Genomic DNA, 20,923 nt, shown 5'->3' with positions numbered 1-20,923 from the left:
GAGCCCTGCGGTCGGCTCCAAAGAGTGTCATGAAAGGGTCGTTCAGGACGTTTTTCGTCCTGAACGACCCTTTCATGACATGTCCGGGGCGGATTCTGTCGGGGTCCGGGGCGACGATCCCGCCCATGACCGCAACTAAGCTCGTCCGAGCCCAATCCCTACTACTCGAGCACAGCAGCCACGGCGTCATCACGGCTTGGCGGCTCGAACAGCTGGGCGTGCCTCAGCGCACGACCTATCGCAGATGCCAGCCCGGCGGTCCGTGGACACATCTGCTGCCGGGCATCGTCCTCTTGTCCCGAACACCGCCGACGACTCGTCAGCGCATCGAAGCTGCGCTGATGCATTGTGATCGCCGAGGCATGGTGACCGGCTTCGAAGCGCTCCGCTTTTACGGGCTGGCGCCGGCGCCCAAGACCAGAGCGGTTCATGTACTCGTTCCCGAAGACCACAAATTCACCAGCGCGAACTTCACCATCGTTGAGCGGACCAAACACTTCCCCGCACCGGTCTCCCTCGACGGTGTACCTCTCGCTCCGCCCCATCGGGCGGTTCTCGACGGGCTCCGCCGGGTTCGGGATTTCGATCTCGTGAGCGCGACCCTGCTCGAAGCTCTCGAATCAGGCTTGTGCACGCACCATGATCTGGTGGCCGAGCTGGATTCCGGCAGCCGCAGGGGCACCGCACTGCCGAGGTCGGTGCTGCGCAGGCTCGTGGACGACGTTCGATCCGTACCGGAGCTGGACGCCGTCGCACTCTGGCGCAGCGCGGGTCTTCCGGATCCCTTGTGCAACGTCAAACTCTTCGATCGAGACGGCCGGTTCATCGCCATGGCCGATCTCTGGGACGACGAAGTCGCCCTGGCCTGGGAGATCGACTCCTGGGAGTTCCATCAGAAGGGTGAGCTCTTCAAGAAGACCATCGAACGGAACAATCGCTACGCGGCGAGCGGAATCGTCGTCGTGCAGACCTTGCCGAGCAAACTGCGTTCCGATCCCAAGGCGGTTGTCAGTGAACTTCGTGCGGCCCGCAAATGGGCCGCGTCCCGGCCGAGACCGGCGGTAACCGTCGTCCCAGCCCGAAAACGCTCCGCCTGACCTTCTCCCCAGTGTCATGAAAGGGTCGTTCAGGACAAGAAACGTCCTGAACGACCCTTTCATGACACTCCCGCGGCGCCGCAGCCGGACAGCAGACCGAAGCGGCTCCAGAGGGACCGAACGATCAGCCTCGCAGGAACTCCGAGCCGCGAGTGACGGCCGACCAGGCGTCCACGGCGCCATGGCCGTAGAAGCCGTTGAACGAAGCGTCACCGGTGCAGGTCGCGGTGAACGACGCGTCCCGGCCTTCCTTCAGGTAGTCGACGGTCCGCGGCACCGGGCAGGCGATGTCCGAAGCCGTGCCTTCGAGTACCCGCTGCACGGCGTCCGGGTCCATCCCGAAGTCGCGCGAGCCCTTGCCGTACTGCGAAACGATGAGCGCCGCGACACCGGTCGCGTGCGGCGACGCCATCGACGTCCCCTGCAGCCACTGGTAGTAGCCGACGCGGCCGTCGGCGGCGGTCGCCTTCTGGACACCCGCGGTGACACCGGCGGGCGTGATGTTCCCGGCCGCGTCGATGTTGCCTTCCGCGACGCCGACGTTGCGCGGGTACGTCGAGAGGATCTCGTTCTCGACCGTGCGGTACCACGGGGTGCCGAAGTAGTCGCGGAAGTATCCGCCGGGAGCGGAGACCGAGATCTGCTCAACACCGTAGTTCGAGTAGTCCGCCTTCGCCTGCGAAGGACCGAAGGACGAGACACCGATCGTGTGCGGGCCTTCGATGGGCATCGAGAGGCAGCTGTTGTCGATCTGCCGCGGGTGCGTGCTGTTCGACGGGAAGCCCGGGCTCGACGCGTCCGGCTGCGGGGCGGCGAGGTCGCTGTGCTGGTTGCCCAGCGAGACGACCTGGGTGACGCCCTTGCGGTGCGCGTAGTTCAGCGCGCGGGTCGTCGCCTCGATGATGGTGCGCTGCTCGGCCTGCTGCGCGGGCGTATCCGCGGGGTTCGCGGCACAGTTGTACAGCCAGGGGTCCGTGTAGAAGGACATGTTGACGACGTCGATACCGGCGTCACCGGCGTAGGTGATCGCGTCCACGGTCGACTGCAGGAAGAAGAAGCCCGAGTCCTGCCCGGCGCGGATGTTCACCAGCGTCACGTTCGGCGCGACGCCCGAGACACCGAAACCGTTCGCGGCGGCGCCGATGGTGCCGGCGACGTGCGTGCCGTGCCCGTTGTCGTCGTGGTCCACCGGGTCGACACAGCCGCGGAATTCACACGGCCCGTCGACGACGGTGCCGTTGACGTCGGCGACGATGTCCTTCGTGAAGTTCCGCGACGCCGCGCGGTCGAAATTCGGCGCGATGTCCGGGTGACTCGCGTCGACACCGGTGTCGATGATGCCGACCTTCACGCGCTTGTCACCGGGCTGCTTGGTGCGCGAGAGGTCCGAGCGGACCGACTTGAGGCCCCAGAGCTGATCGTCGAGCGGGTCCATGCCGACGGCCGACGGCTGGGCCGGTTTCTTGGCCGACTTGGCGCCGCGGCTCTCCTTCTCGACGACGTTCGGCTTGGGCTTCGCCTTGTCGTCCTTCGGCGCGGTGCCGATCGGCTTCGCTTTGGCCGCGCCGAAAACCGAGCGGTCCGTGGAGACCCGCTCGGTGAAACCGTTGGCGGGCGCGGTCGCGGTGACGAGACCGACCGCGGCGTTGCTGGTCACGACGGACCCACCGGCGGCGCGGATCGCCCGCTCCACCGAAGCGACGCTTTGACCTTCGCGCGCCAGGACGGAGAATTCGGTCGCCGCACCGGAAAGCGCGGGTTGCGCGGACGCCACCGGAGCAGCGACGATCGCTCCGAACAGCGGTACCGCCAGCGCGACCACGAGAGATCTGGGCTTTTTCACTTCCTGCCTCCTGAAGAAACTATTCACGCAAACTACGTCAGCGTTCTCCGGTTATCAACGAAGTCCCTACGAAAGTCAGGGGACGACCGTTTTCTCCTCCGCGAAATGACAGGCGGACAAATGGCCACCTGCCCGCGTGATCAATTCGGGTTCCTGATCCGCGCAGATGTCCTGCGCCTTCCAGCACCGGGTGCGGAACCGGCAGCCGGACGGCGGGTCCAGCGGGCTGGGCACGTCACCTTCCAGGCGGATCACCTGCCGCTGCCCGCGTAACGCCGGATCCGCGACCGGAACCGCGGACAGCAGCGCCTGCGTGTACGGATGCGACGGGTGTTCGTAGATCTCCTCTTCCGTTCCCATTTCCACGATCTTGCCGAGATACATCACCGCGACCCGGGTGGAAAGGTGACGGACAACGGACAGATCGTGTGCGATGAAAACGTAGGAGAGACCGAATTCCTTTTGCAGTTCGCCGAGCAGGTTCATCACCTGCGCCTGGATCGAGACGTCCAGCGCGGAAACCGGTTCGTCGCAGATGATGACCTTCGGCCGCAACGCCAGCGCCCGCGCGATCCCGATGCGCTGCCGCTGCCCGCCGGAGAACTGGTGCGGATAGCGGTTGATGTGCTCGGGATTCAGCCCGACGACGTCGAGCAGCTCCCGCACCTTCGCCGCCCGCGATCCCTTCGGCGCCACCTCGGTGTGGATCTCGAACGGTTCGCCGACGATGTCGCCGACCGTCATCCTCGGGTTCAGCGAGGTGTACGGATCCTGCAGCACGATCTGGATCTCGCGCCGCAGCTTCCGGAGTTCGGCTCCCCGCAAGGCGAAGATGTCGCGGCCTTCGAAGGTCGCGAGCCCGCCCGTGGGTTCCTCCAGGCGCATCAGCACCTGGGCCAGCGTGGACTTGCCACAGCCGGATTCGCCCACCACACCGAGGGTCTCCCCCGGCATGAGATCGAAGGAGACGCCGTCGACGGCCTTCACCTGGCCGATCGTGCGCTTGAAGAGGATCCCGGCCCGCACCGGGAAGTACTTCACCAGGTTCTCGACCCGCAGGATGGGCTCAGACACGGCCGCTCACCACCTCGTCGGCGAAATGGCAGGCGCTGACCCGGCCGAAGCCGAGGGTGTGCAGGGCCGGCCGTTCGGTCTCGCATCGGCTCTCCGCCCGCGGACAGCGCGGATGGAACGGGCAGCCGGGCGGCACGTTCAGCAGGCTCGGCGGCAGGCCCTTGATGGTCTCCAGCGTCTGTCCTTTGAGGTCGAGCCGCGGCAGCGAGGCCATCAGCGCTTCGGTGTAGGGATGCCCCGGCGAGCGGAACAGCTCGGTGACGTCGGCCTGCTCGACGATCCGGCCCGCGTACATCACGGCGATCCGGTCAGCGACCTCGGCGACGACCGCCAGGTCGTGGGTGATGAGGATCAGCCCCATCCGCCGTTCCGCCTGGATCTCGGCCAGCAGGTCCATGATCTGGGCCTGCACGGTGACGTCGAGCGCGGTCGTCGGCTCGTCCGCGATCAGCAGATCGGGGTCGAGCGCGAGCGACATCGCGATCATCGCGCGCTGCCGCATCCCACCCGAGAACTGGTGCGGGTACTCGCGGACCCGGCGCGCGGCGGCGGGGATGCGCACGATGTCGAGCAGTTCGATCGCCCGTTTACGAGCGTCCTTTTTGGACATCCCGAGCCGGACCCGCAACTGCTCTTCGATCTGGAAACCCACGGTGAAGACGGGGTTCAGCGCGGAGAGCGCGTCCTGGAAGATCATCGCGATCTCCCCGCCCCGCACTTCACGACGCCGTTCTTCCGTGGCGGTGAGCAGATCCTCGCCGCGGTAACGGACGGCGCCGCCGGTGACGACGGCGGGCGGGCTGTCGAGGATGCCCATCACCGTCTGCGCGGTCACGCTCTTGCCCGAACCCGATTCTCCCAGCACGGCAAGGGTTTCCCCGGCGTGCACGGAGTAGTCGACGCCGTTCAGCACGGTCGCGACACCGTCCGAGGTCCGGAATTCGACGTGGAGGTCTTCCACTTCCAGCAGCAATTCGTCGGTCACAGCCGATCACCGGGCCTTCGGGTCGAGCGCGTCGCGGATCCCGTCACCGAGCATGACGAACGCGAGCACGGTGATGGTGACGAAACCGGCCGGGAACAGCAGCATGTGCGGGTTCACCCGGAAGTAGTCCCGCGCGTCGCTGATCATCACGCCCCACGACACGACCGGCGGCCGCACGCCGACGCCTAGGTACGCCAGGGTCGCCTCCGCGCCGATGAACGCGCCGAGCGCGATGGTCCCGTAGACGAGCACCGGCGCGACCGTGTTGGGCAGCAGATGCCGGAACACGATGCGCGGGGTGCTCGCACCGAGCCCGCGCGCGGCCTTGACGTAGTCGAGTTGCTTGGCCACCAGCGTCGCCGACCGCATGATGCGCATCGCCACCGGCCAGCTCAGCGCCGCGATCGAGACGACCACCTGCACGATGATCGTGACCGCGCCGGGGTTCGAGCCGGGGGCGTTGAACGTGGTCAGGATGACGATCGCGCCGAGCACGAACGGCAGCGCCGCGAAGATGTCGCCCACCCGCGAGAACAGGCTGTCGACGAGACGGCCGTAGTAGCCCGCGACGATCCCGACCACCGAGCCGATCAGGATCGTCAGCACCGTCGCGAAGATCCCGACCAGCAGCGAAGCCCGCGCGCCGTGGATGGTCCGCGCGTAGACGTCGTAGCCCTGGTTGTCGTATCCGAACCAGGCGTCCGCGGACGGTCCTTCGTTGGCGTGGAGCAGATCGCTGAACCCGGCGGGCCGGGAACTGAACAGGTCGGGCGCGATCGCGATGAGCACGACGAGCGCGATGATGGCGGCGGAGACGATGAACGACGGCCGCTTGCGCAGCATCCGCCACGCGTCGCCGCCGAGACTGCGCGGCTTGTGCGCCACCGCGGAATCGTCGGCGACGCCGGCGCTCGCGACGTCCACGGAGGACACGCCGCCGGCCACATTGGGGTCAGTCATAACGGATCCTCGGGTCGAGAACGGCGTAGAGCAGGTCGACGATGAGACTCACCAACAGGTAGACCATCACCAGCAGGACAACGACGCCGGTGACGGTGGCGCCCTCCCGGTTCTGGATGCCGCGGAAGATGAGCCCGCCGATGCCGTTGATGTTGAACACGCCTTCGGTGACGATGGCCCCGCCCATGAGCGCGCCGATGTCGGTGCCGATGAAGGTCAGCACCGGGATCACCGAGTTCCGGAGCAGGTGCACACCGACGACCCGGCTGCGCGGCTGTCCTTTCGCGACGGCCGTGCGGACGTAGTCGGCGTGCCGGTTCTCGGCGATGCTCGTTCTGGTCAAGCGGGCGATGTAGGCCATGGACAGGCTGCCGAGCGCGATTCCGGGCACGATCAGTTCGCCGATCGTGGCGTCCTCGGACACGCTCGCGTCGATGAGTCCCAGTTCCGAACCGAGGACGATCTGGAGCACGATCGCGGTGACGAACACCGGGATCGAGATCAGGAACGTGGTGGACATCAGCACGAGGTTGTCGAGGAAACCCTTGCCGCGCAGGCCGGTCAGGATACCGGCGGACAGGCCGATGATCGCTTCGATGGCCACCGCGATGAGGGCGAGCCGGACGGTCACCGGATAGGCGTTCCCGATCAGCTCGCCGACCGAGACGCCGTTGAAGGTCTCGCCCCAGTCGCCGGTGAACAGGTTGCCGAGGTACTTGAAGTACTGGACGAAGATCGAATCGTCGAGGTTGAACTTGTCGGTCATCATCTCGATGTAGGCGGGCGGGCAGGCGACCTGACCGCATTTGCCGGCGAACGGGTCACCGGGCACCGCCCACACGAGGGCGTAGATGAGGAAAGTCGTACCGAAGAAGACCGGGACGAGTTGGAGTAGGCGTCGAAGGATGTACTGGGGCATGGGCGTGCCGTCCTGGGGGATCGCGTGGTGGGAGCCGGGGTCCGGCCGGCCGGGAGCGGGGCGCTCCCGGCCGGCACGACCACGCGATTACTTCGCCGCGACCTCGATGGACGAGTAGTCCGCGAGACGACCGAAGTCGAGCTTCGCGGTCTTCAGGCGGTTCGACTTGCCGCCGACGCCCTTCTCTTCCCACACGGGGATCTGCGGCAGATCCTTCGCGATCAGATCCTCGGCCTGCTGGTACAGCTTGATCGCGGCCGTCTTGTCGGCGGTCTGGTCGGCCTGGTTCAGCAGCGCGTCCACGGCCGGGTTCTTGTACGTGGAGTCGTTCGACGAACCGGTGCTCTTGTAGCGCGGGTTCAAGTAGTTCTCGATCGACGGGTAGTCGGCCGACCAGTCGGAGCGGCCCATGCCGGTCAGCTGGCGGTTGTTGACGATGCTGCGCCACTGGCCGAAGTCGGTCGCCGGGACGAAGTCGCATTCGACGCCGAGCGCGTTCTTGATGCTGTTGCACGCCGCGACCAGCGGCTCCTTGCGGCCGCCGTCGGCGTTCGAAGCGATGGTCAGCTTGCCGGTGAAGCCGGACTTCGCGAAGAGCTCCTTGGCCTTGGCCGGATCGAACTTGCAGAACTCGCAGACACCGGGCCGGTATCCCTCGATACCACGCGAAACATAGCCGTCGGCCGGAACGTAGGTGTCGTTCATGACGGTCTTGACGATCTGCTCGCGGTCGATCGCCATCGAGATCGCCTTGCGCAGGTCCAGGTTGTCGTAGCCCGGGACGTAGTACGGGAGCGCGAGCGCGCTGATGCCGAGCAGGTTCCCTTCGACCAGGCGCTGACCGAGGTCAGCCTTGTATTTACCGCCTGCCTTCGCCGATGGCGGGAGCGCCTCCATGAAGTCGAGGCGGTTGCTCAGCAGATCCTGGTACGCGGTCTCCTGGCTGGTGTAGATGCGGACTTCCAGGTCCTTGAACTTGACCTTGTCCTCGCCCTGGTACTCGTCGAAGCGGGTGAGCTTCATGTTCTGGTTGGGCGTGCGCGAAACGAACTTCAGCGGCCCGTTTCCGATGGGGGCCTTGGCGAACGCCTCCGGGTCGGCGAAGAACTTGTCCGGCAGCGGCGCGAAAGCGAGGTAGCCGATCTTGGTGGCGAACACCGAGAACGGGCCCTTGAGGGTGACCTGGAACTCGTAGTCGTTCATGACCTTGAGCCCGGACATCTCCTTGACCGTCGGCTCTTTGGCGCTGATCTCGTCGTAGCCCTGGATCTGCTCGAAGAACGACGCGTTCTGCATGCCGTTCTTGCCGTTCGCGCTGTAGTTCCAGGCGTCGACGAAGTTCTTGGCCTTGACCTCGGTCCCGTCGTGGAACTTCCAGCCCTTTTTGATCTTGATGTCGAAGACCTTCGAATCCGACGTCGTGATCGATTCGGCCATCAGGTTGTACGGCTCGGCGGTGTCGGATTTGTAGCCGACCAGCGCCGAGAAGACCGGCTTGAGCGCCTTGGACCCACCGAGTTCGTTGGTGTTGGCGGGAATCAGCGAGTTCTCCGGCTCGGTGCCGTAGACCGAGACCGCCGCGTTGGCGTCAGCGGCGCCGGATCCCTTGTCGTCCTTGGATCCACCACCCCCACAGGCCGTCAGCAGCAGGGCCGCCGTGGCCACCACCGCCGTCGCTCCCCAGAACCCGCGTGAAGCCCGCATGTCCCCTCCAACTCTCGTCGTCGGATAGTCCGGCGAGCGCTGGTCGCGCCCCACCGCCCAGAAGGTGAGACGACGCTATGGGACAGGTGAAGGCGATCACAGTGCGTTGGTGTTGCAAATGGGTGACGGTATCCGGGACCACCCGGTCAGAGCACAACCTTGGTAGGAACCGGGCTGCGCCGAATGGTCTAATCCGGACTGGAGGTCACCACTTGATCACCGAAAGAAATGGCTTCACGCAACAGAAAACCCCGTTCTCACGCCAGTGACAACGCGATCCCGTCGAGGATGTCGTGCTCGGAGATCACCAGTTCGCCGGGACCACCGCGCGTGGCGAACTGCTCCGCCAGCACCTGCACGATCACCGAGCCGCCGCCGATCACGTCGACCCGGCCGGGGTGGATCACCGGGTTCGCGGCGCGGGTCGCGTGGTCGGCCGTGAGGAGCGACTGCGCGACGCGGTCGATGTCGGCGTGGGACAGCTTCGAAAGGTGGGTTCGCTCGGAGTCGTACTCCGACAGTCCCTGTGCCACGGCAGTCAGGGTCGTGACCGTCCCGGCGACACCGATCCACGTCTTGGCGGTGGACACGTCCACGACGTCGAAGGCCTCGGCGAGCACCTTGGCGGCCAGCTCGCGGGCTTCGGCGATCTCGCCCGCGGTCGGCGGGTCGGATTTCAGCGCGCGTTCGGTGATCCGCACGCAGCCGATGTCGACCGACTTGGCCGCGATCACCTCGGCCTGACGGCCGTCCCAGGTCCCGACCACGAGCTCGGTCGAGCCACCGCCGATGTCGACCACCACGAAGGGACCGTCGTCGGGATCCTGCTCGCCGACGGCGCCGGTGAAGGACAGCCGCGCCTCTTCGTCGCCGCTGATGACTTCGGCCTCGGTGCCGAGCACCTCGCGGGTCATCGCGAAGAACTCGTCGCGGTTGCTCGCGTCGCGGGTCGCCGACGTCGCGACCATGCGGACCTTCTCCACGCCCTTGCGGCGCGCGGCGATCGTGTAGTCGGCCAGCGCCTTCCGGGTGCGTTCGAGCGCCTCGGGGGCCAGCTTCCCGGTGGCGTCCACACCCTGGCCGAGGCGGACGATCCGCATCTCGCGGTGCAGGTCGCGCAGGTCGACCGTCCCGTCGTGACGGGGCGTCAGCTCGGCGACGAGCAGGCGGATGGAGTTGGTCCCACAGTCGATCGCGGCAACACGAGGCATGCGTTCAGCCTAGTCAATGCCGATCAGGTGGGTTTGGTGCTGGCTGACTCGTCCGAGCTGGGCGGCGGCGTACACGTCGGCGTCGGGTTGGGGCTCGTCGATGTGCTCGGCGAGGTCGAAGTCGGGCTCCCTGTCGGGCAGGGTGGCAGCGAAGTCGACGTCGGGGGCGTCGACGTGTTCGAAGTGGTCCCCGGCTTCGACGAAGGCGAGTTCGATTTCGAACCCGAATTGGTCGGTGGCAGCGAACTCGACGGCGGCGGTGTCACCGAACCGGGCGGCGTCGACGGCAACGGAGGCGGCGGCACCGAAGTGGGCGGCGGGGCGGCGGCCGCGTTCGGGGCGCCGACGGGCACCTTGCTGTCCGGCGTCGGCATCACTCCCGTGCGGTAGGCCTCGGCCCAGATCAGCACGGTGTTCACATAGGTCTCGGAGTTGTTGTAGCGGAACACGGCCGCGCGCAACTGGTCCGGTTTGGACAGATCGAGGCCGCCGGAGCACAGGTACCGGCCGGTGCCCAGCGCCGCGTCGAAGATGTTGTTCGGATTGGACTCGCCGTCGCCGTTGCCGTCGGAGGCGTAGCGGGCCCAGGTCGACGGGATGAACTGCGTCGGGCCGACGGCGCGGTCCCACACCGTGTCGCCGTCGTATTTCCCGCCGTCGGTGTCCGGGATGGCCGCGAACGGTCCGGCTCCGTTGAGCTGCGGGCCGAGGATCGGTTCGAGGGTGTTGCCCTTCGCGTCGACGTAACCGCCGCGCGCGTGGTTGGACTCGATCCGGCCGATGCTGGCGATCAGCGCCCAGTCGATGTGACAGCCGGGCTGTTCGGCGGTGAGGATGTCGGCGGCGTTGCGGTACGCGGCGAGCGCGGTGACCGGGATGCCGAGCGGACCGTTGGGGAGTTCGTCCGCGGGGAGCGGGAGCGGGGTGGGCGCGTTCGGCAGGCTGCCGTCGACGCCGATCTGCTGGACGAGCGGGTTCTTCGGGTCATAGCCGCCGACGAGGGCGACGTTGTCGGTATGGACCGTGCTCGCCGTCGCGGCCCAGCTGCCGGCACCCACGACCGCGGCACCGGCCGGGACGATGGCGAGGACACCTCCGGTCACCGCGGCGATCGTGCGGTGCCGGAGACAGAGTCTCCGGACATGACCGGTCACCGCGCCTGGCACGTGCCTCACGCGCATACCTCAGAACCCTCCCGGCGGATCGCGGCTCGGCGATCCGGTACTTCCCCACCCCGACAACGCTCGACCGTGCCCAGCCTGCCGCATACGGTGACCGGTTTCACCCCATAGGGGAGGACGAGTTGGCCGACGAAGAGGGAATTAACCCACCTGGAGGAACTATCTGTACACCGGGCGTCGGCGTTACCCCTGGCAGTCGCCCGACGGCCAGCCGTTGGCCTTGAGCAGCGCGAGGGTCTCGTCGCCGAACGGGTTCACGCCGGGGCCGGCGGCGAGCGTGTGCGCGAGGTGGACGTGGAGGCATTTGACGCGGCCGGGCATCCCGCCCGCGCTGACCTCGTGGCCGAGCGAGTCGATGGCGTCGCGTTCGGCGAGGTAGCTCTCGTGGGTCTTCTGGTAGGCGGCCGCCAGCTCGGGGTCCTCCGCGAGCCGGTCGGTCATCTCTTTCATCAGCCCGGACGCCTCGAGTGTGCCGACCATCGACGTCAGCTTCGGGCAGGTCAAGTAGTAGAGCGTCGGGAACGGGGTGCCGTCGTCGAGGCGGGGGCTGGTCTGCACGACCGACGGGTGGCCGCTCGGGCAGCGCGCGGCGACGGCGCGCAGCGCACGGGGTGCCCGGCCGAGCTGTTCCGCGATGATCTCGCGGTCGGCGTCGGTCACAGGCTCGTATGAAGACTTTTCCGTGCTGTTCACACCCCTAAGGCTAAAGGGGGTGGTTCAGCCGCCCGCGACCTGATCCCACAGCTTCTCGTACCAGGAGCCCGCGGGCACCGGCTGCTGGCCTTGCGGCTCGCCTTGCTCGGGCGGCTTGTCCTCGGGGAGCTGCACGATGTAAGGCGTCTCGCCGGGTTTCACGAAACCGAAGCGCTTGCGAGCCTCGGCCTCGATCTGCGCGGGGTCGCTCAGCTCGGCCTTGCGGCCTTCCAGCTGGGCGACGCTCCGCTGCAGTTCGGACTGCAACTGCTGCTGCTCGTTCACCTCGGACTTCTGGCTGAGGTACGTGCGCAGCGGGACGGCGATGGTGAACGCGAGCGCGCACACCACGATCGCCACCACCGCGGCCCGGCGGGTGGTGGACATGCCGAGCACCTTCGCGGCGCCCGATGCCCTTTTCGCCGCCAGGCTGCGGCGCAGCCGGGTTCGGGCGCGGACCTCGTTGGTCGTCGTGCGGCGGGCACTCTCCGGCCGGCGGCCCCTGCCGGAGCCACCACCGTCCGCACGCCCGCTACGACGGGTCCGCGCCCTCCCCCGGTCTGCCATGGCTGACTATCCCTCGGCGCTGAACCGCGGGAACGCGAGGTCGCCGGCGTAGCGCGCCGCGTCGGCGAGGGTCTCCTCGATGCGGAGCAGCTGGTTGTACTTGGCGATCCGCTCGCCGCGCGCCGGGGCGCCGGTCTTGATCTGGCCGACACCGGTCGCGACGGCCAGGTCCGCGATGAAGGTGTCCTCGGTCTCGCCGGACCGGTGGCTCATCATCGACTTGTAGCCGTACGAGGTGGCGAGCGAGATCGCGTCGAGGGTCTCCGACAGCGTGCCGATCTGGTTGACCTTCACCAGCAGCGCGTTGGCGGCGCGGCGGGTGATGCCCTCTTCGAGGCGGTCCGGGTTGGTGACGAACAGGTCGTCGCCGACCAGCTGGACCTTCTCGCCGATCTCGGTGGTCAGCTGGACCCAGCCGTCCCAGTCGTCCTCGCTCAGCGGGTCCTCGATGGACACGAGCGGGTAGTCGCGGACGAGCTCGCCGTAGTAGGCGGACATCTGCTCGGCGCTCTTCTTCGTGCCTTCGAAGGTGTACGCGCCGTCGGAGAAGAACTCGGTCGCGGCGACGTCGAGCGCGAGCGCGACGTCACGGCCCGGGGCGTACCCGGCCTTCTCGATCGCCTGAAGGATCAGGTCGAGCGCTTCGCGGTTGTTCTTCAGGCTGGGCGCGAAGCCGCCTTCGTCGCCCAGGCCGGTGGCCAGGCCGCGGCCCTTCAGGACCGACTTCAGCGAGTGGTAGACCTCGGTGCCCCAGCGCAGGGCCTCGCGGAACGACTCGGCGCCGATCGGCGCGATCATGAATTCCTGGATGTCCACATCGGTGTCGGCGTGCGCGCCACCGTTGAGGATGTTCAGCATCGGCACCGGCAGCACGTGCGCGTTCGGCCCGCCGAGGTAGCGGAACAGCTCCAGCTCGGCCGACTCCGCGGCGGCCTTCGCGACGGCGAGCGAAACGCCGAGGATGGCGTTCGCGCCGAGGCGGGACTTCGCCGGGGTGCCGTCGAGGTCGACGAGCTTCTGATCGACGATGCGCTGGTCGACGGCTTCGGTGCCGACCAGGTCCGGGCCGATCTCGTCCAGGACGGCCGAGACCGCGCGCTCGACACCCTTGCCGTTGTACCGGCCGGTGTCGCCGTCACGCAGCTCGACGGCTTCGTGTTCGCCGGTGGACGCACCCGAGGGGACCGCGGCCCGCGCCAGCGTGCCGTCGTCGAGAGCCACCTCCACTTCGACCGTCGGGTTGCCTCGCGAGTCCAGAATCTCGCGAGCGCCTACCTGCTCGATGAGCGCCACGCCATGCTCCTCATGTGGGTCGTGCCTGCGGTGACGGGGCCCAGCCTAGCCGTCGGCGCCGTTCACCCGTTGGAGGCACGCGCCACATCGGTCGTCGAGAGGACCTACTCCGTGGCTGGTTCACCTGCGCGGACTTCCCGCCAGCCCGACGGAAGCTCCACCGTGTCGGAGAACTGCTGCCAGAAGGTCCAGCTGTTGCCGCCGATGTCGGAGACGGTGAACACGCGGGCGCCGTAGGGCTGGTCCTGGGGCGCGTCGAGGTCGGCGTCGTCGCCGAGCGCGGCGCGGACCCGCTCGTACTGCGCGTCGGCGTCGTCGACGTAGACGATGTTCAGCTGCCCGACCGGGCCGTCGACACCCTTGGCCTGCCAATATTCGGGACCGACCCCGGCCAGCTGGATCTTGGCCGGTCCGGCGCACAGGGTGGCCTGGAACACCTCACCGGAGGCGTCGGCGAAGCGCACCTCCTCGGTGAACCCGAACACTCTGACCAGCCACGCGACCGCCTCGGTGGCGTCGGCGTAGTAGAGGTACGGCGCGAGCCCGAGGTAACCGGGCTCGTTCTCGGGCCTATCCGCTTCGGCACTGCTCATGGCAGGACAGTCCATCATGACCGTTTCAGCAGTCGAGATCGGCCCTGCCCCGGCGTATCGTGGAGCGGACCATGATGGATGCCGAACCCGCCCCAGAACCCGGTCAGGACTCGTCCGGCGAGTCTCGGTTCCGTGCCTTCCGCCAGGCGGAGGCGCTGGTCGAAAGCCGCAGGCCGCTCGACGCCCTCAAAGCCCTCGAGCCCTTGCTGGAGGAAGAAACCGACAAACCGAGTGTGCAGTTGCTGGCAGGCCGCGCGTACTTCCACTCCGCGCAGTTGCGGCGGGCCGAACGCGCCTTCACCCGGGTGCTGGAACTGGATCCGACCGATCATTACGCGCGGTTCGTGCTCGGGCGGACCCTCCAGCGCCTCGGCCGGTTGACCGAGGCGCTCGCGCAGATGCGGATCGCGTCCGCGATGCATCCGATCCCGGAGTATCTGGAAGCGATCAGCGAGGTCAGCGCGCGGATCGCGTTGCGCGACTGACCCGCCGGCCGTCGCCGGGGGAGCAAGGGACCTTTGCTCTCATTTGGACCTGGCCCGCAGGTGGGCGCGCTCGCCCTGCTTGCCGAACAGCACCAGCAGCTCCACCGGCCCCGGTCCGGCGCTCCCGAACCAGTGCGGCACCCGCGTGTCGAACTCCGCGGCCTCGCCGGGCCCCATCGTGAAGTCACGGGCGCCGAGCAGCGCCCGCAGCCGTCCACTGAGGACGTACATCCACTCGTAGCCCTCGTGCGTCCGCTGCACCGGCTCGATGTCCTCCACCGGGATCAGCAGTTTGAACGCCTGCGGCTGGCCCGGCTGCGCGGTCAGCGCCCAGGCGGTGAACCTGCCGAACTTCTGCGGTTTCATCCGGACCCGCGGGTCGGACGGCTCGGGCTCGCCGACCAGTTCGTCGAGCGGGACCTGATGTGCCGCCGACAACGTCAGCAGCAGCTCCAGGGTCGCCTTCCGGGTTCCCGATTCGAGCCGCGAGAGCGTGCTGGCCGAGATCCCCGTCGTCTCCGAAAGCGCGGACAGGGTGGTACCGCGTTCCTTGCGCAGCCGCTTGAGCTTCGGGCCGACCTCGGCGAGCCGCCGTTCGATGTCCTCCATGCCCCCAGCTTGCCAAATCGGCAACGAACTTTGCCAGATTTCGACCAGATACGGATGCTCGGGAACATGAACAGCGAATTCGACGTGGTGATCATCGGCGGTGGTGTCGCGGGCCTGAGCGCGGCGCTGGTCCTGGGCAGGGCGCGGCGCAAGGTCGTCGTGATCGACGGCGGCACCCCGCGCAACGCCCCGGCCGCGCACGCGCACGGTTTCCTGACCAGGGATGGGATTCCACCCAAAGAACTACTGGAGACAGGCCGTGACGAAGTCCGCGGCTACGGCGTCGAGATCATCGACGACGTCGTGCACCGGCTGCGGCACGACAAGGCGGTGGAGCTGGCGGGCGGCCGGGTGGTCAGCGGGCGCCGGATCGTCGTGACCACCGGGCTCGCGGACGAGCTGCCGGACGTCCCCGGCGTCGCGGAGCGCTTCGGCACCGACGTGCTGCACTGCCCGTACTGCCACGGCTGGGAGGTGCGTGATCAGCGCTTCGGCGTACTCGCCACCTCCGACAAGGCGGTCCACCAGGCGCTGATCGTCTGGCAGTGGAGCAAGGACTTGACGTTCTTCACGCACACGCAGCAGATCTCCGCCGAAGACAGGGCGAAGCTGACCGGGCTGGGCATCCGGATCGTCGACGGGAAGGTGTCCGAACTCGCCGTCGAGAACGATCGGCTGACCGGTGTCCGGCTGGTCGACGGCGACGTCGTCGAACGCGACGTCGTGTTCGTCGGCCCGAAGTTCGTCCCGCACGACGAGCTGCTCGCCCAGGTCGGCTGCGCGCGCACCGAAACCGGCGCGATCGCGGTGGACGCGCAGGGCCGGACGAACGTGGACGGCGTCTGGGCGGCGGGGAACGTCGTCGATCCGATGGCGCAGCTGGTCGTCGCGGCCGGCGACGCCTACCGGATGGCGACGGTGCTCAATTTCGATCTGGTGCAGGAGGATCAGGGCGCGACACTGGCGTCCGCGTAGGCGTCGGCCGCGCTGAAGACTTCCTGGCTGTAGGGAACGGCCGGGTCGAACGTCCGCATCGACTTCCACCAGCCTTCGGGAGTGGCGACGTCGTCGCCGGCGGCGCACAGGTAGCGGGCCGTGGTGAAGGCGGCGTCGTCGAGGTCCTTCGGATCCGGCTGCTTCCCGTCGCTTCTGGCGCGGGCGGCGTGTTTGGCCCAGACGTCGTGAGGGAGCGTGATCGGGCCAGGCCTGCCCTGCGCCGACTCGACGTGAGAGATGCCGGCAAGGGTCGCCCACGACAGGTGACAGCCCGGCTTCTGCCGCCGGAGCCACATCTCGGCCCGGCCGTAAGCGGACAGATCGGTGGCGGAGAGCCGGGTCTTGGCGGCCACCCGGTTCGCCCAGGTTTCGAGTTCGGCCGCGTCGGAAACGGTCGGCCGGTCGGGCGGCGCGGCGAGCCCGGCCCGCGGCGTCGCCACCCCCGGCTGCGGCTTCTGGTCCGGAACCGCGAGCGCGGGCTGGGGCTGCGGCGGTGGAGGCGGCGGCTCCTCCCCCTCCGGCCGGTTCACCCCGACGGTCATGATCAGGATCACGCCCGTGAGTACGAGCCCGCCCGCGAAAGCGAGTCTGGGGACGTACGGCGGCAGAGGGCGCGCTGGATGCTCCGGGGCTTCGGTGCTCTCGGCGGTTTCGGCCACCCGGTCAGGTTACTTCGCCACGCTTCCGGGCGATGACCCATTCGGATTAAGAAGCCAACTGACGGTAAAGCGGGTCGCCGACCGGTGCTCGGCGGCCGATTCGTTATGTGAAGGACGCAGGTCTCGCTGACCTGCGGATGCTTCCAGGCACCCCGTCCGATCAAGACCTCTTCGAACGTTTCGTCCACTTCCGGACCGCGTCACTCCCCCTGGACTTTCAGGGAAGCCTTACCTAAAACCAGGAGGTTCAGTCAGACGACCAGGGAGAACGACGTGTGGTTCGCGAGTGCGCTCATCGGCCTGCGTGAGGGCCTGGAAGCGGCCCTCGTCGTCAGCATCCTCGTCGCGTTCCTGGTCAAGACCGAGCGACGGCACGCGCTGCGCTGGGTGTGGCTGGGTGTCAGCGTCGCGATCCTGCTGTCGGTCGGGGTCGGCGCGATCCTCACCTACTCCACTGCCCAGCTGACCTTCGAACAGCAGGAACTGCTCGGCGGGACCCTGTCGATCGTGGCGGTCGGGTTCGTGACGGCGATGATCTTCTGGATGCGCAAGGCGTCGAGGACGATCGCCGCGGAATTGCGCGGAAAGCTGGACGAAGCGCTCGACGTGGGCCCTGTCGCGGTGCTCGTCCTGTCGTTCTTCGCCGTCGGCCGCGAAGGCCTGGAGACGGCGGTGTTCTTCTACTCCACCGTGCAGACCGCGCAAGGTGGGACGACCGAACCGCTGATCGGCTTCACCGCGGGCATCCTCGTCGCGATCGTCCTGGCGTACCTGATCTACCGCGGCGCCGTCCGGTTCGACCTCGGCAAGTTCTTCACGATCACCGGCGTGCTGCTCGTGTTCGTGGCGGCGGGCGTGCTCGGCTACGGCCTGCACGACCTGCAGGAGGCCGCGTTCCTGCCCGGTCTGACCACGCTCGCGTTCGACGCGTCGGCCGTCCTGCCGGAGACCAGCTGGTACGGCGCGCTGCTCAAGGGGATCTTCAACTATTCGCAGCAGACGACGGTCCTGCAGGCCGTCGCGTGGGTCGCGTACGTGGCGATCGTGCTGCCGCTGTTCCTCAGGCCCAAGAAGAAGGCCGTGGCGACTCCCGCCGCGGCCGCGATCAAGGAGTGACCCCCGTGTCTCGTCGATTCCCGCTCGCCGCGCTCGCCGGCGTCGGCGCCCTGGTGCTCACCGCCTGTGGCGGTGGCGAGGAAACGCCCGCCGCGGCCGGTGGCCCGATCAAGGTCGAAGCGTCCGACAGCGCCTGCGCGGTCTCGGTGAACACCGCGAACGCGGGCAACGTGACCTTCGAGATCACCAACAAGGGCACCAAGGTCACCGAGTTCTACCTCTACGCCGAGGGCGACCGGATCATGGGCGAGGTCGAGAACATCGCGCCGGGGCTGAACCGGCGGCTCATCGTCGAGGTCGCCGAGGCGGGCAAGTACCAGACCGCGTGCAAGCCGGGGATGACCGGCAACGGCATCCGGGGCGAGTTCACCGTCACCGGTGGCGGCGCCAAACAGAACGACCCGAACTCGCAGAAGGCGCAGGCGGTCAAGAGCTACGCGGAGTACGTCGCCAACAACACCAAGGCGCTCGACGAGGAGACCACCAAGTTCGTCGCGCTGGTGAAGGCGGGCAAGGTCGACGAGGCGAAGGCCGCGTACGCCCGCACTCGTGTCTATTTCGAGCGTGTCGAGCCCGTGGCCGAGAAGTTCGGCGACCTCGACCCGAAGATCGACGCGCGCGAGGCCGATCTCGAACCGGGCCAGAAGTTCACCGGATTCCACCGGCTGGAGAAGGACCTTTGGGTGTCCGGGCTCCAATCCGACGCCGGTCAGATCGCCGACCAGCTGCTCACCGATGTCAAGGAACTGGTCACCAAATCCGCGACGATCGAGCTGAACGCGCTCGATCTGGCCAACGGCGCCAAGGGACTGCTCGACGAGATCGCCACCGGCAAGATCACCGGCGAGGAAGAAGCGTTCTCGCACACCGACCTCTCGGACTTCCAGGGCAACCTCGACGGTTCGAAGGCCGCGATCGCCTCGCTGCGCCCGCTCCTGCAGACCAAGGACGCGGCCCTCGTGTCTACTTTGGACAAGGAGTTCGGCAATGTGCAGGCACTGCTGGACAAGCAGCGCGAAGGCGACGGCTTCAAGCCGTACACCTCGCTGAGCCAGGACCAGATCAAGGAATTCGCGTCGGCGGTGGACGCGCTGAGCGAACCGCTGAGCAAGGTCGCGGAGGTCGCGGCGCAATGACCGGGACGGAGCACACCTCGGTCTCCCGCCGGAAGCTGTTCGGCATGGCGGGAGCGGGTGCCGCTCTCGTCGGAACCGGTGCGGCGGCAGGGATCGGCGCGAACCGGCTCCTCGGCGGGGACAGCCCTGCGCAGGCGGCGCAGAGCGTGGTCGAGTTCCACGGCGAGCACCAGGCCGGGATCGTCACGCCGGTGCAGGAGAACTTGCATTTCGTCGCGCTGGACGTGACGACGAAGGATCGCGAAAAGCTGGTCAAGCTGCTGCGCACGTGGACGGACGCGGCGCGGCGGATGACCGCGGGCCAGGAGGTCGGGACGGGCGGCGCCGTCGGTGGCGCCCCCGCCGCCCCGCCGAGCGACACCGGCGAGGCACTCGACCTCGCGGCGTCGTCGCTCACGCTGACCATCGGTTTCGGCCCTTCGCTGTTCGACGACCGGTTCGGGCTCGCCTCGAAACGGCCCGCCGCGCTGATCGACCTCCCCCTGTTCCCGCAGGACAAACTCGACCCGGCGCGCGGCGGCGGCGACGTCTGCGTCCAGGCGTGCGCGGACGATCCGCAGGTCGCGGTGCACGCGATCCGGAACCTGGTGCGGCTGGGCTTCGGCGTCACCGCGGTGCGCTGGTCGCAGCTCGGCTTCGGCCGCAGTTCGTCGACGTCGCGGGCGCAGTCCACGCCGCGGAACCTGTTCGGGTTCAAGGACGGGACGCGCAACGTCAAGGCCGAGGAGACCGACGTCCTGCACGACCAGGTGTGGGCGACGGCCGAAGACGGCCAGCCGTGGATGGCGGGCGGCTCGTACCTGGTGGCCCGGCGGATCCGGATGCACATCGAGACCTGGGACCGGGAATCGCTGAAGGGCCAGGAAGGGATTATCGGCCGGTCGAAGGGCGCGGGCGCGCCGCTGGGCCAGGCCGCCGAGTTCGACACCCCCGACTTCCAGGTCGGCGGCGCGGGCGGCGAAAAGCTGATCCCGGCGGACTCGCACGTCCGGCTGGCGTCGCACGAAAACCTGAACGGGGCGCGGATCCTGCGTCGCGGCTACAACTTCGTCGACGGCTCCGACGGTGTCGGGCACCTGGAAGCGGGGCTGTTCTTCCTCGCTTTCAACCGGGACACGCGCAAGCAGTTCGTGCCGATGCAGGAGGCGCTGTCGTCGAAGGACGCGATGATGGAGTACGTGCAGCACACCGGATCCGCCCATTTCGCGGTGCCGCCGGGCGTGCGCGAAGGCGGCTTCTGGGGCGAGGGCCTGTTCGCTTGACCTCCAGTTCAGTGGAGATCGCACACTGGTTCCATGTTCAGTGAAGCGGAACTCGACTACCTCGCCACCCAGGGCCTCGGACGGCTGGCGACGGCGCGGCCGGACGGGACGCTGCAGGTCAGCCCGGTCGGCTACGCCTACAACGTCGAGACCCGGACGATCGACATCACCGGCTACGGACTGGCGAAGAGCAAGAAGTTCCGGAACATCGCCGCCAACGGGCAGGCCGCGTTCGTGGTGGACGACATGCCTTCACAGGACCCGCCGAGGATCCGCTGCCTGGAGATCCGGGGCCGGGCCGAGGCGCTGACAGGCGCCTGCACGCCCGACGGCCCCTTCGACGGCGCGGTGATCCGGATCCATCCGTCGCGGATCATCAGTCTCGGCATCGACGACCCGGACCACGATCCGCTCGACCTGGTCCCGCACAACCGGGACGTCTGACTCCCGGATGTCATGAAAGGGTCGTGGCTGATAAATATATTGAGGGAACAAACTGTAAGTCGAGACCAATTAGAATAACCAAAAACAAAAATATTG

Annotated in this window: 21 protein-coding genes; 7 read left to right on the top strand and 14 right to left on the bottom strand. The window is 67.7% G+C overall.

The features are described from left to right. The first annotated feature begins 29 nt into the window (after positions 1–29). The gene (locus tag AB0N89_RS10690; protein ID WP_364202882.1) at positions 30–1,097 is read left to right on the top strand and encodes a hypothetical protein; all 1,068 of its coding nucleotides are present in this window, start codon (positions 30–32) and stop codon (positions 1,095–1,097) included. Between the two features lie 124 nt (positions 1,098–1,221). Here AB0N89_RS10690 and AB0N89_RS10685 read toward each other — a convergent pair whose 3' ends face one another. From AB0N89_RS10685 to AB0N89_RS10630, 12 genes are all read right to left on the bottom strand, one after another. After that, on the bottom strand, positions 1,222–2,940 hold the full coding sequence (locus AB0N89_RS10685) for a S8 family serine peptidase (RefSeq protein ID WP_364202879.1): 1,719 nt from the start codon (positions 2,938–2,940) through the stop codon (positions 1,222–1,224). A gap of 75 nt (positions 2,941–3,015) precedes the next feature. Next, a complete protein-coding gene (locus tag AB0N89_RS10680; RefSeq protein WP_364202876.1) occupies positions 3,016–4,014 on the bottom strand; it encodes a dipeptide ABC transporter ATP-binding protein in 999 nt (332 codons plus the stop codon). After that, on the bottom strand, positions 4,007–4,999 hold the full coding sequence (locus AB0N89_RS10675; RefSeq protein WP_364202873.1) for an ABC transporter ATP-binding protein: 993 nt from the start codon (positions 4,997–4,999) through the stop codon (positions 4,007–4,009). The genes AB0N89_RS10680 and AB0N89_RS10675 overlap by 8 nt, the downstream gene beginning before the upstream one ends. A 6-nt stretch (positions 5,000–5,005) precedes the next feature. Next, positions 5,006–5,959, bottom strand: coding sequence for an ABC transporter permease (locus AB0N89_RS10670; RefSeq protein WP_364202870.1), 954 nt, complete (start codon positions 5,957–5,959; stop codon positions 5,006–5,008). Next, a complete protein-coding gene (locus AB0N89_RS10665) occupies positions 5,952–6,878 on the bottom strand; it encodes an ABC transporter permease (protein ID WP_364202867.1) in 927 nt (308 codons plus the stop codon). Before AB0N89_RS10665 ends, AB0N89_RS10670 begins: the two co-directional genes overlap by 8 nt. Before the next feature lie 87 nt (positions 6,879–6,965). Next, the gene (locus AB0N89_RS10660; RefSeq protein WP_364202864.1) at positions 6,966–8,582 is read right to left on the bottom strand and encodes an ABC transporter substrate-binding protein; all 1,617 of its coding nucleotides are present in this window, start codon (positions 8,580–8,582) and stop codon (positions 6,966–6,968) included. A 257-nt stretch (positions 8,583–8,839) separates the two neighbouring features. Continuing rightward, positions 8,840–9,793, bottom strand: coding sequence for a Ppx/GppA phosphatase family protein (locus AB0N89_RS10655; RefSeq protein ID WP_364202861.1), 954 nt, complete (start codon positions 9,791–9,793; stop codon positions 8,840–8,842). A gap of 23 nt (positions 9,794–9,816) precedes the next feature. After that, positions 9,817–10,974 carry a lytic murein transglycosylase gene (locus tag AB0N89_RS10650; protein WP_364202858.1) on the bottom strand — a complete coding sequence of 386 codons (1,158 nt, stop codon included), beginning with the start codon at positions 10,972–10,974 and terminating at the stop codon, positions 9,817–9,819. A 183-nt stretch (positions 10,975–11,157) separates the two neighbouring features. Continuing rightward, positions 11,158–11,667, bottom strand: a complete 510-nt coding sequence (locus AB0N89_RS10645) for a DUF501 domain-containing protein (protein WP_364202855.1) — start codon at positions 11,665–11,667, stop codon at positions 11,158–11,160. A gap of 24 nt (positions 11,668–11,691) precedes the next feature. Then, positions 11,692–12,054: a septum formation initiator family protein gene (locus tag AB0N89_RS10640; protein WP_364203250.1), complete on the bottom strand. Its 363-nt coding sequence runs from the start codon at positions 12,052–12,054 to the stop codon at positions 11,692–11,694. A gap of 186 nt (positions 12,055–12,240) precedes the next feature. Beyond that, a complete protein-coding gene (gene eno / locus AB0N89_RS10635) occupies positions 12,241–13,527 on the bottom strand; it encodes a phosphopyruvate hydratase (protein ID WP_364202853.1) in 1,287 nt (428 codons plus the stop codon). Between the two features lie 104 nt (positions 13,528–13,631). Continuing rightward, complete coding sequence (locus tag AB0N89_RS10630) at positions 13,632–14,120, bottom strand: VOC family protein (RefSeq protein WP_364202851.1); 489 nt, start codon at positions 14,118–14,120, stop codon at positions 13,632–13,634. A 71-nt stretch (positions 14,121–14,191) separates the two neighbouring features. Between AB0N89_RS10630 and AB0N89_RS10625 the strand changes: the two genes are divergently transcribed. Next, complete coding sequence (locus tag AB0N89_RS10625; protein WP_005155777.1) at positions 14,192–14,605, top strand: tetratricopeptide repeat protein; 414 nt, start codon at positions 14,192–14,194, stop codon at positions 14,603–14,605. A 39-nt stretch (positions 14,606–14,644) separates the two neighbouring features. On the opposite strand, the gene AB0N89_RS10620 is transcribed toward AB0N89_RS10625, so the two are convergent. Then, positions 14,645–15,214 carry an XRE family transcriptional regulator gene (locus AB0N89_RS10620; RefSeq protein ID WP_364202848.1) on the bottom strand — a complete coding sequence of 190 codons (570 nt, stop codon included), beginning with the start codon at positions 15,212–15,214 and terminating at the stop codon, positions 14,645–14,647. Positions 15,215–15,280: 66 nt separating this feature from the next. On the opposite strand from AB0N89_RS10620, the gene AB0N89_RS10615 reads away from it, so the two are divergent. After that, positions 15,281–16,189 carry an NAD(P)/FAD-dependent oxidoreductase gene (locus AB0N89_RS10615; protein ID WP_364202845.1) on the top strand — a complete coding sequence of 303 codons (909 nt, stop codon included), beginning with the start codon at positions 15,281–15,283 and terminating at the stop codon, positions 16,187–16,189. On the opposite strand, the gene AB0N89_RS10610 is transcribed toward AB0N89_RS10615, so the two are convergent. Beyond that, positions 16,162–16,869 carry a murein transglycosylase gene (locus AB0N89_RS10610; RefSeq protein ID WP_364202842.1) on the bottom strand — a complete coding sequence of 236 codons (708 nt, stop codon included), beginning with the start codon at positions 16,867–16,869 and terminating at the stop codon, positions 16,162–16,164. The two genes, AB0N89_RS10615 and AB0N89_RS10610, sit on opposite strands and share 28 nt — an antisense overlap. Positions 16,870–17,142: 273 nt before the next feature. On the opposite strand from AB0N89_RS10610, the gene efeU reads away from it, so the two are divergent. Genes efeU through AB0N89_RS10590 form a run of 4 tightly spaced genes read left to right on the top strand, consistent with a single transcriptional unit; the run spans position 17,143 to position 20,827 of the window. After that, a complete protein-coding gene (gene efeU / locus AB0N89_RS10605; protein WP_364202839.1) occupies positions 17,143–17,985 on the top strand; it encodes an iron uptake transporter permease EfeU in 843 nt (280 codons plus the stop codon). A gap of 5 nt (positions 17,986–17,990) precedes the next feature. Next, positions 17,991–19,121 (top strand): iron uptake system protein EfeO, encoded by a 1,131-nt coding sequence (gene efeO, locus AB0N89_RS10600; RefSeq protein WP_364202836.1) that lies wholly within the window; start codon positions 17,991–17,993, stop codon positions 19,119–19,121. Continuing rightward, positions 19,118–20,383: an iron uptake transporter deferrochelatase/peroxidase subunit gene (efeB, locus tag AB0N89_RS10595; protein WP_364202833.1), complete on the top strand. Its 1,266-nt coding sequence runs from the start codon at positions 19,118–19,120 to the stop codon at positions 20,381–20,383. Before efeO ends, efeB begins: the two co-directional genes overlap by 4 nt. Positions 20,384–20,416: 33 nt before the next feature. Continuing rightward, complete coding sequence (locus tag AB0N89_RS10590; RefSeq protein ID WP_364202830.1) at positions 20,417–20,827, top strand: PPOX class F420-dependent oxidoreductase; 411 nt, start codon at positions 20,417–20,419, stop codon at positions 20,825–20,827. The last annotated feature ends 96 nt before the right edge of the window (positions 20,828–20,923 follow it).

This window comes from Amycolatopsis sp. NPDC089917 (assembly GCF_040684635.1).
GTDB lineage: Bacteria > Actinomycetota > Actinomycetes > Mycobacteriales > Pseudonocardiaceae > Amycolatopsis.
This window is presented reverse-complemented; position numbering and strand designations above follow the sequence as displayed.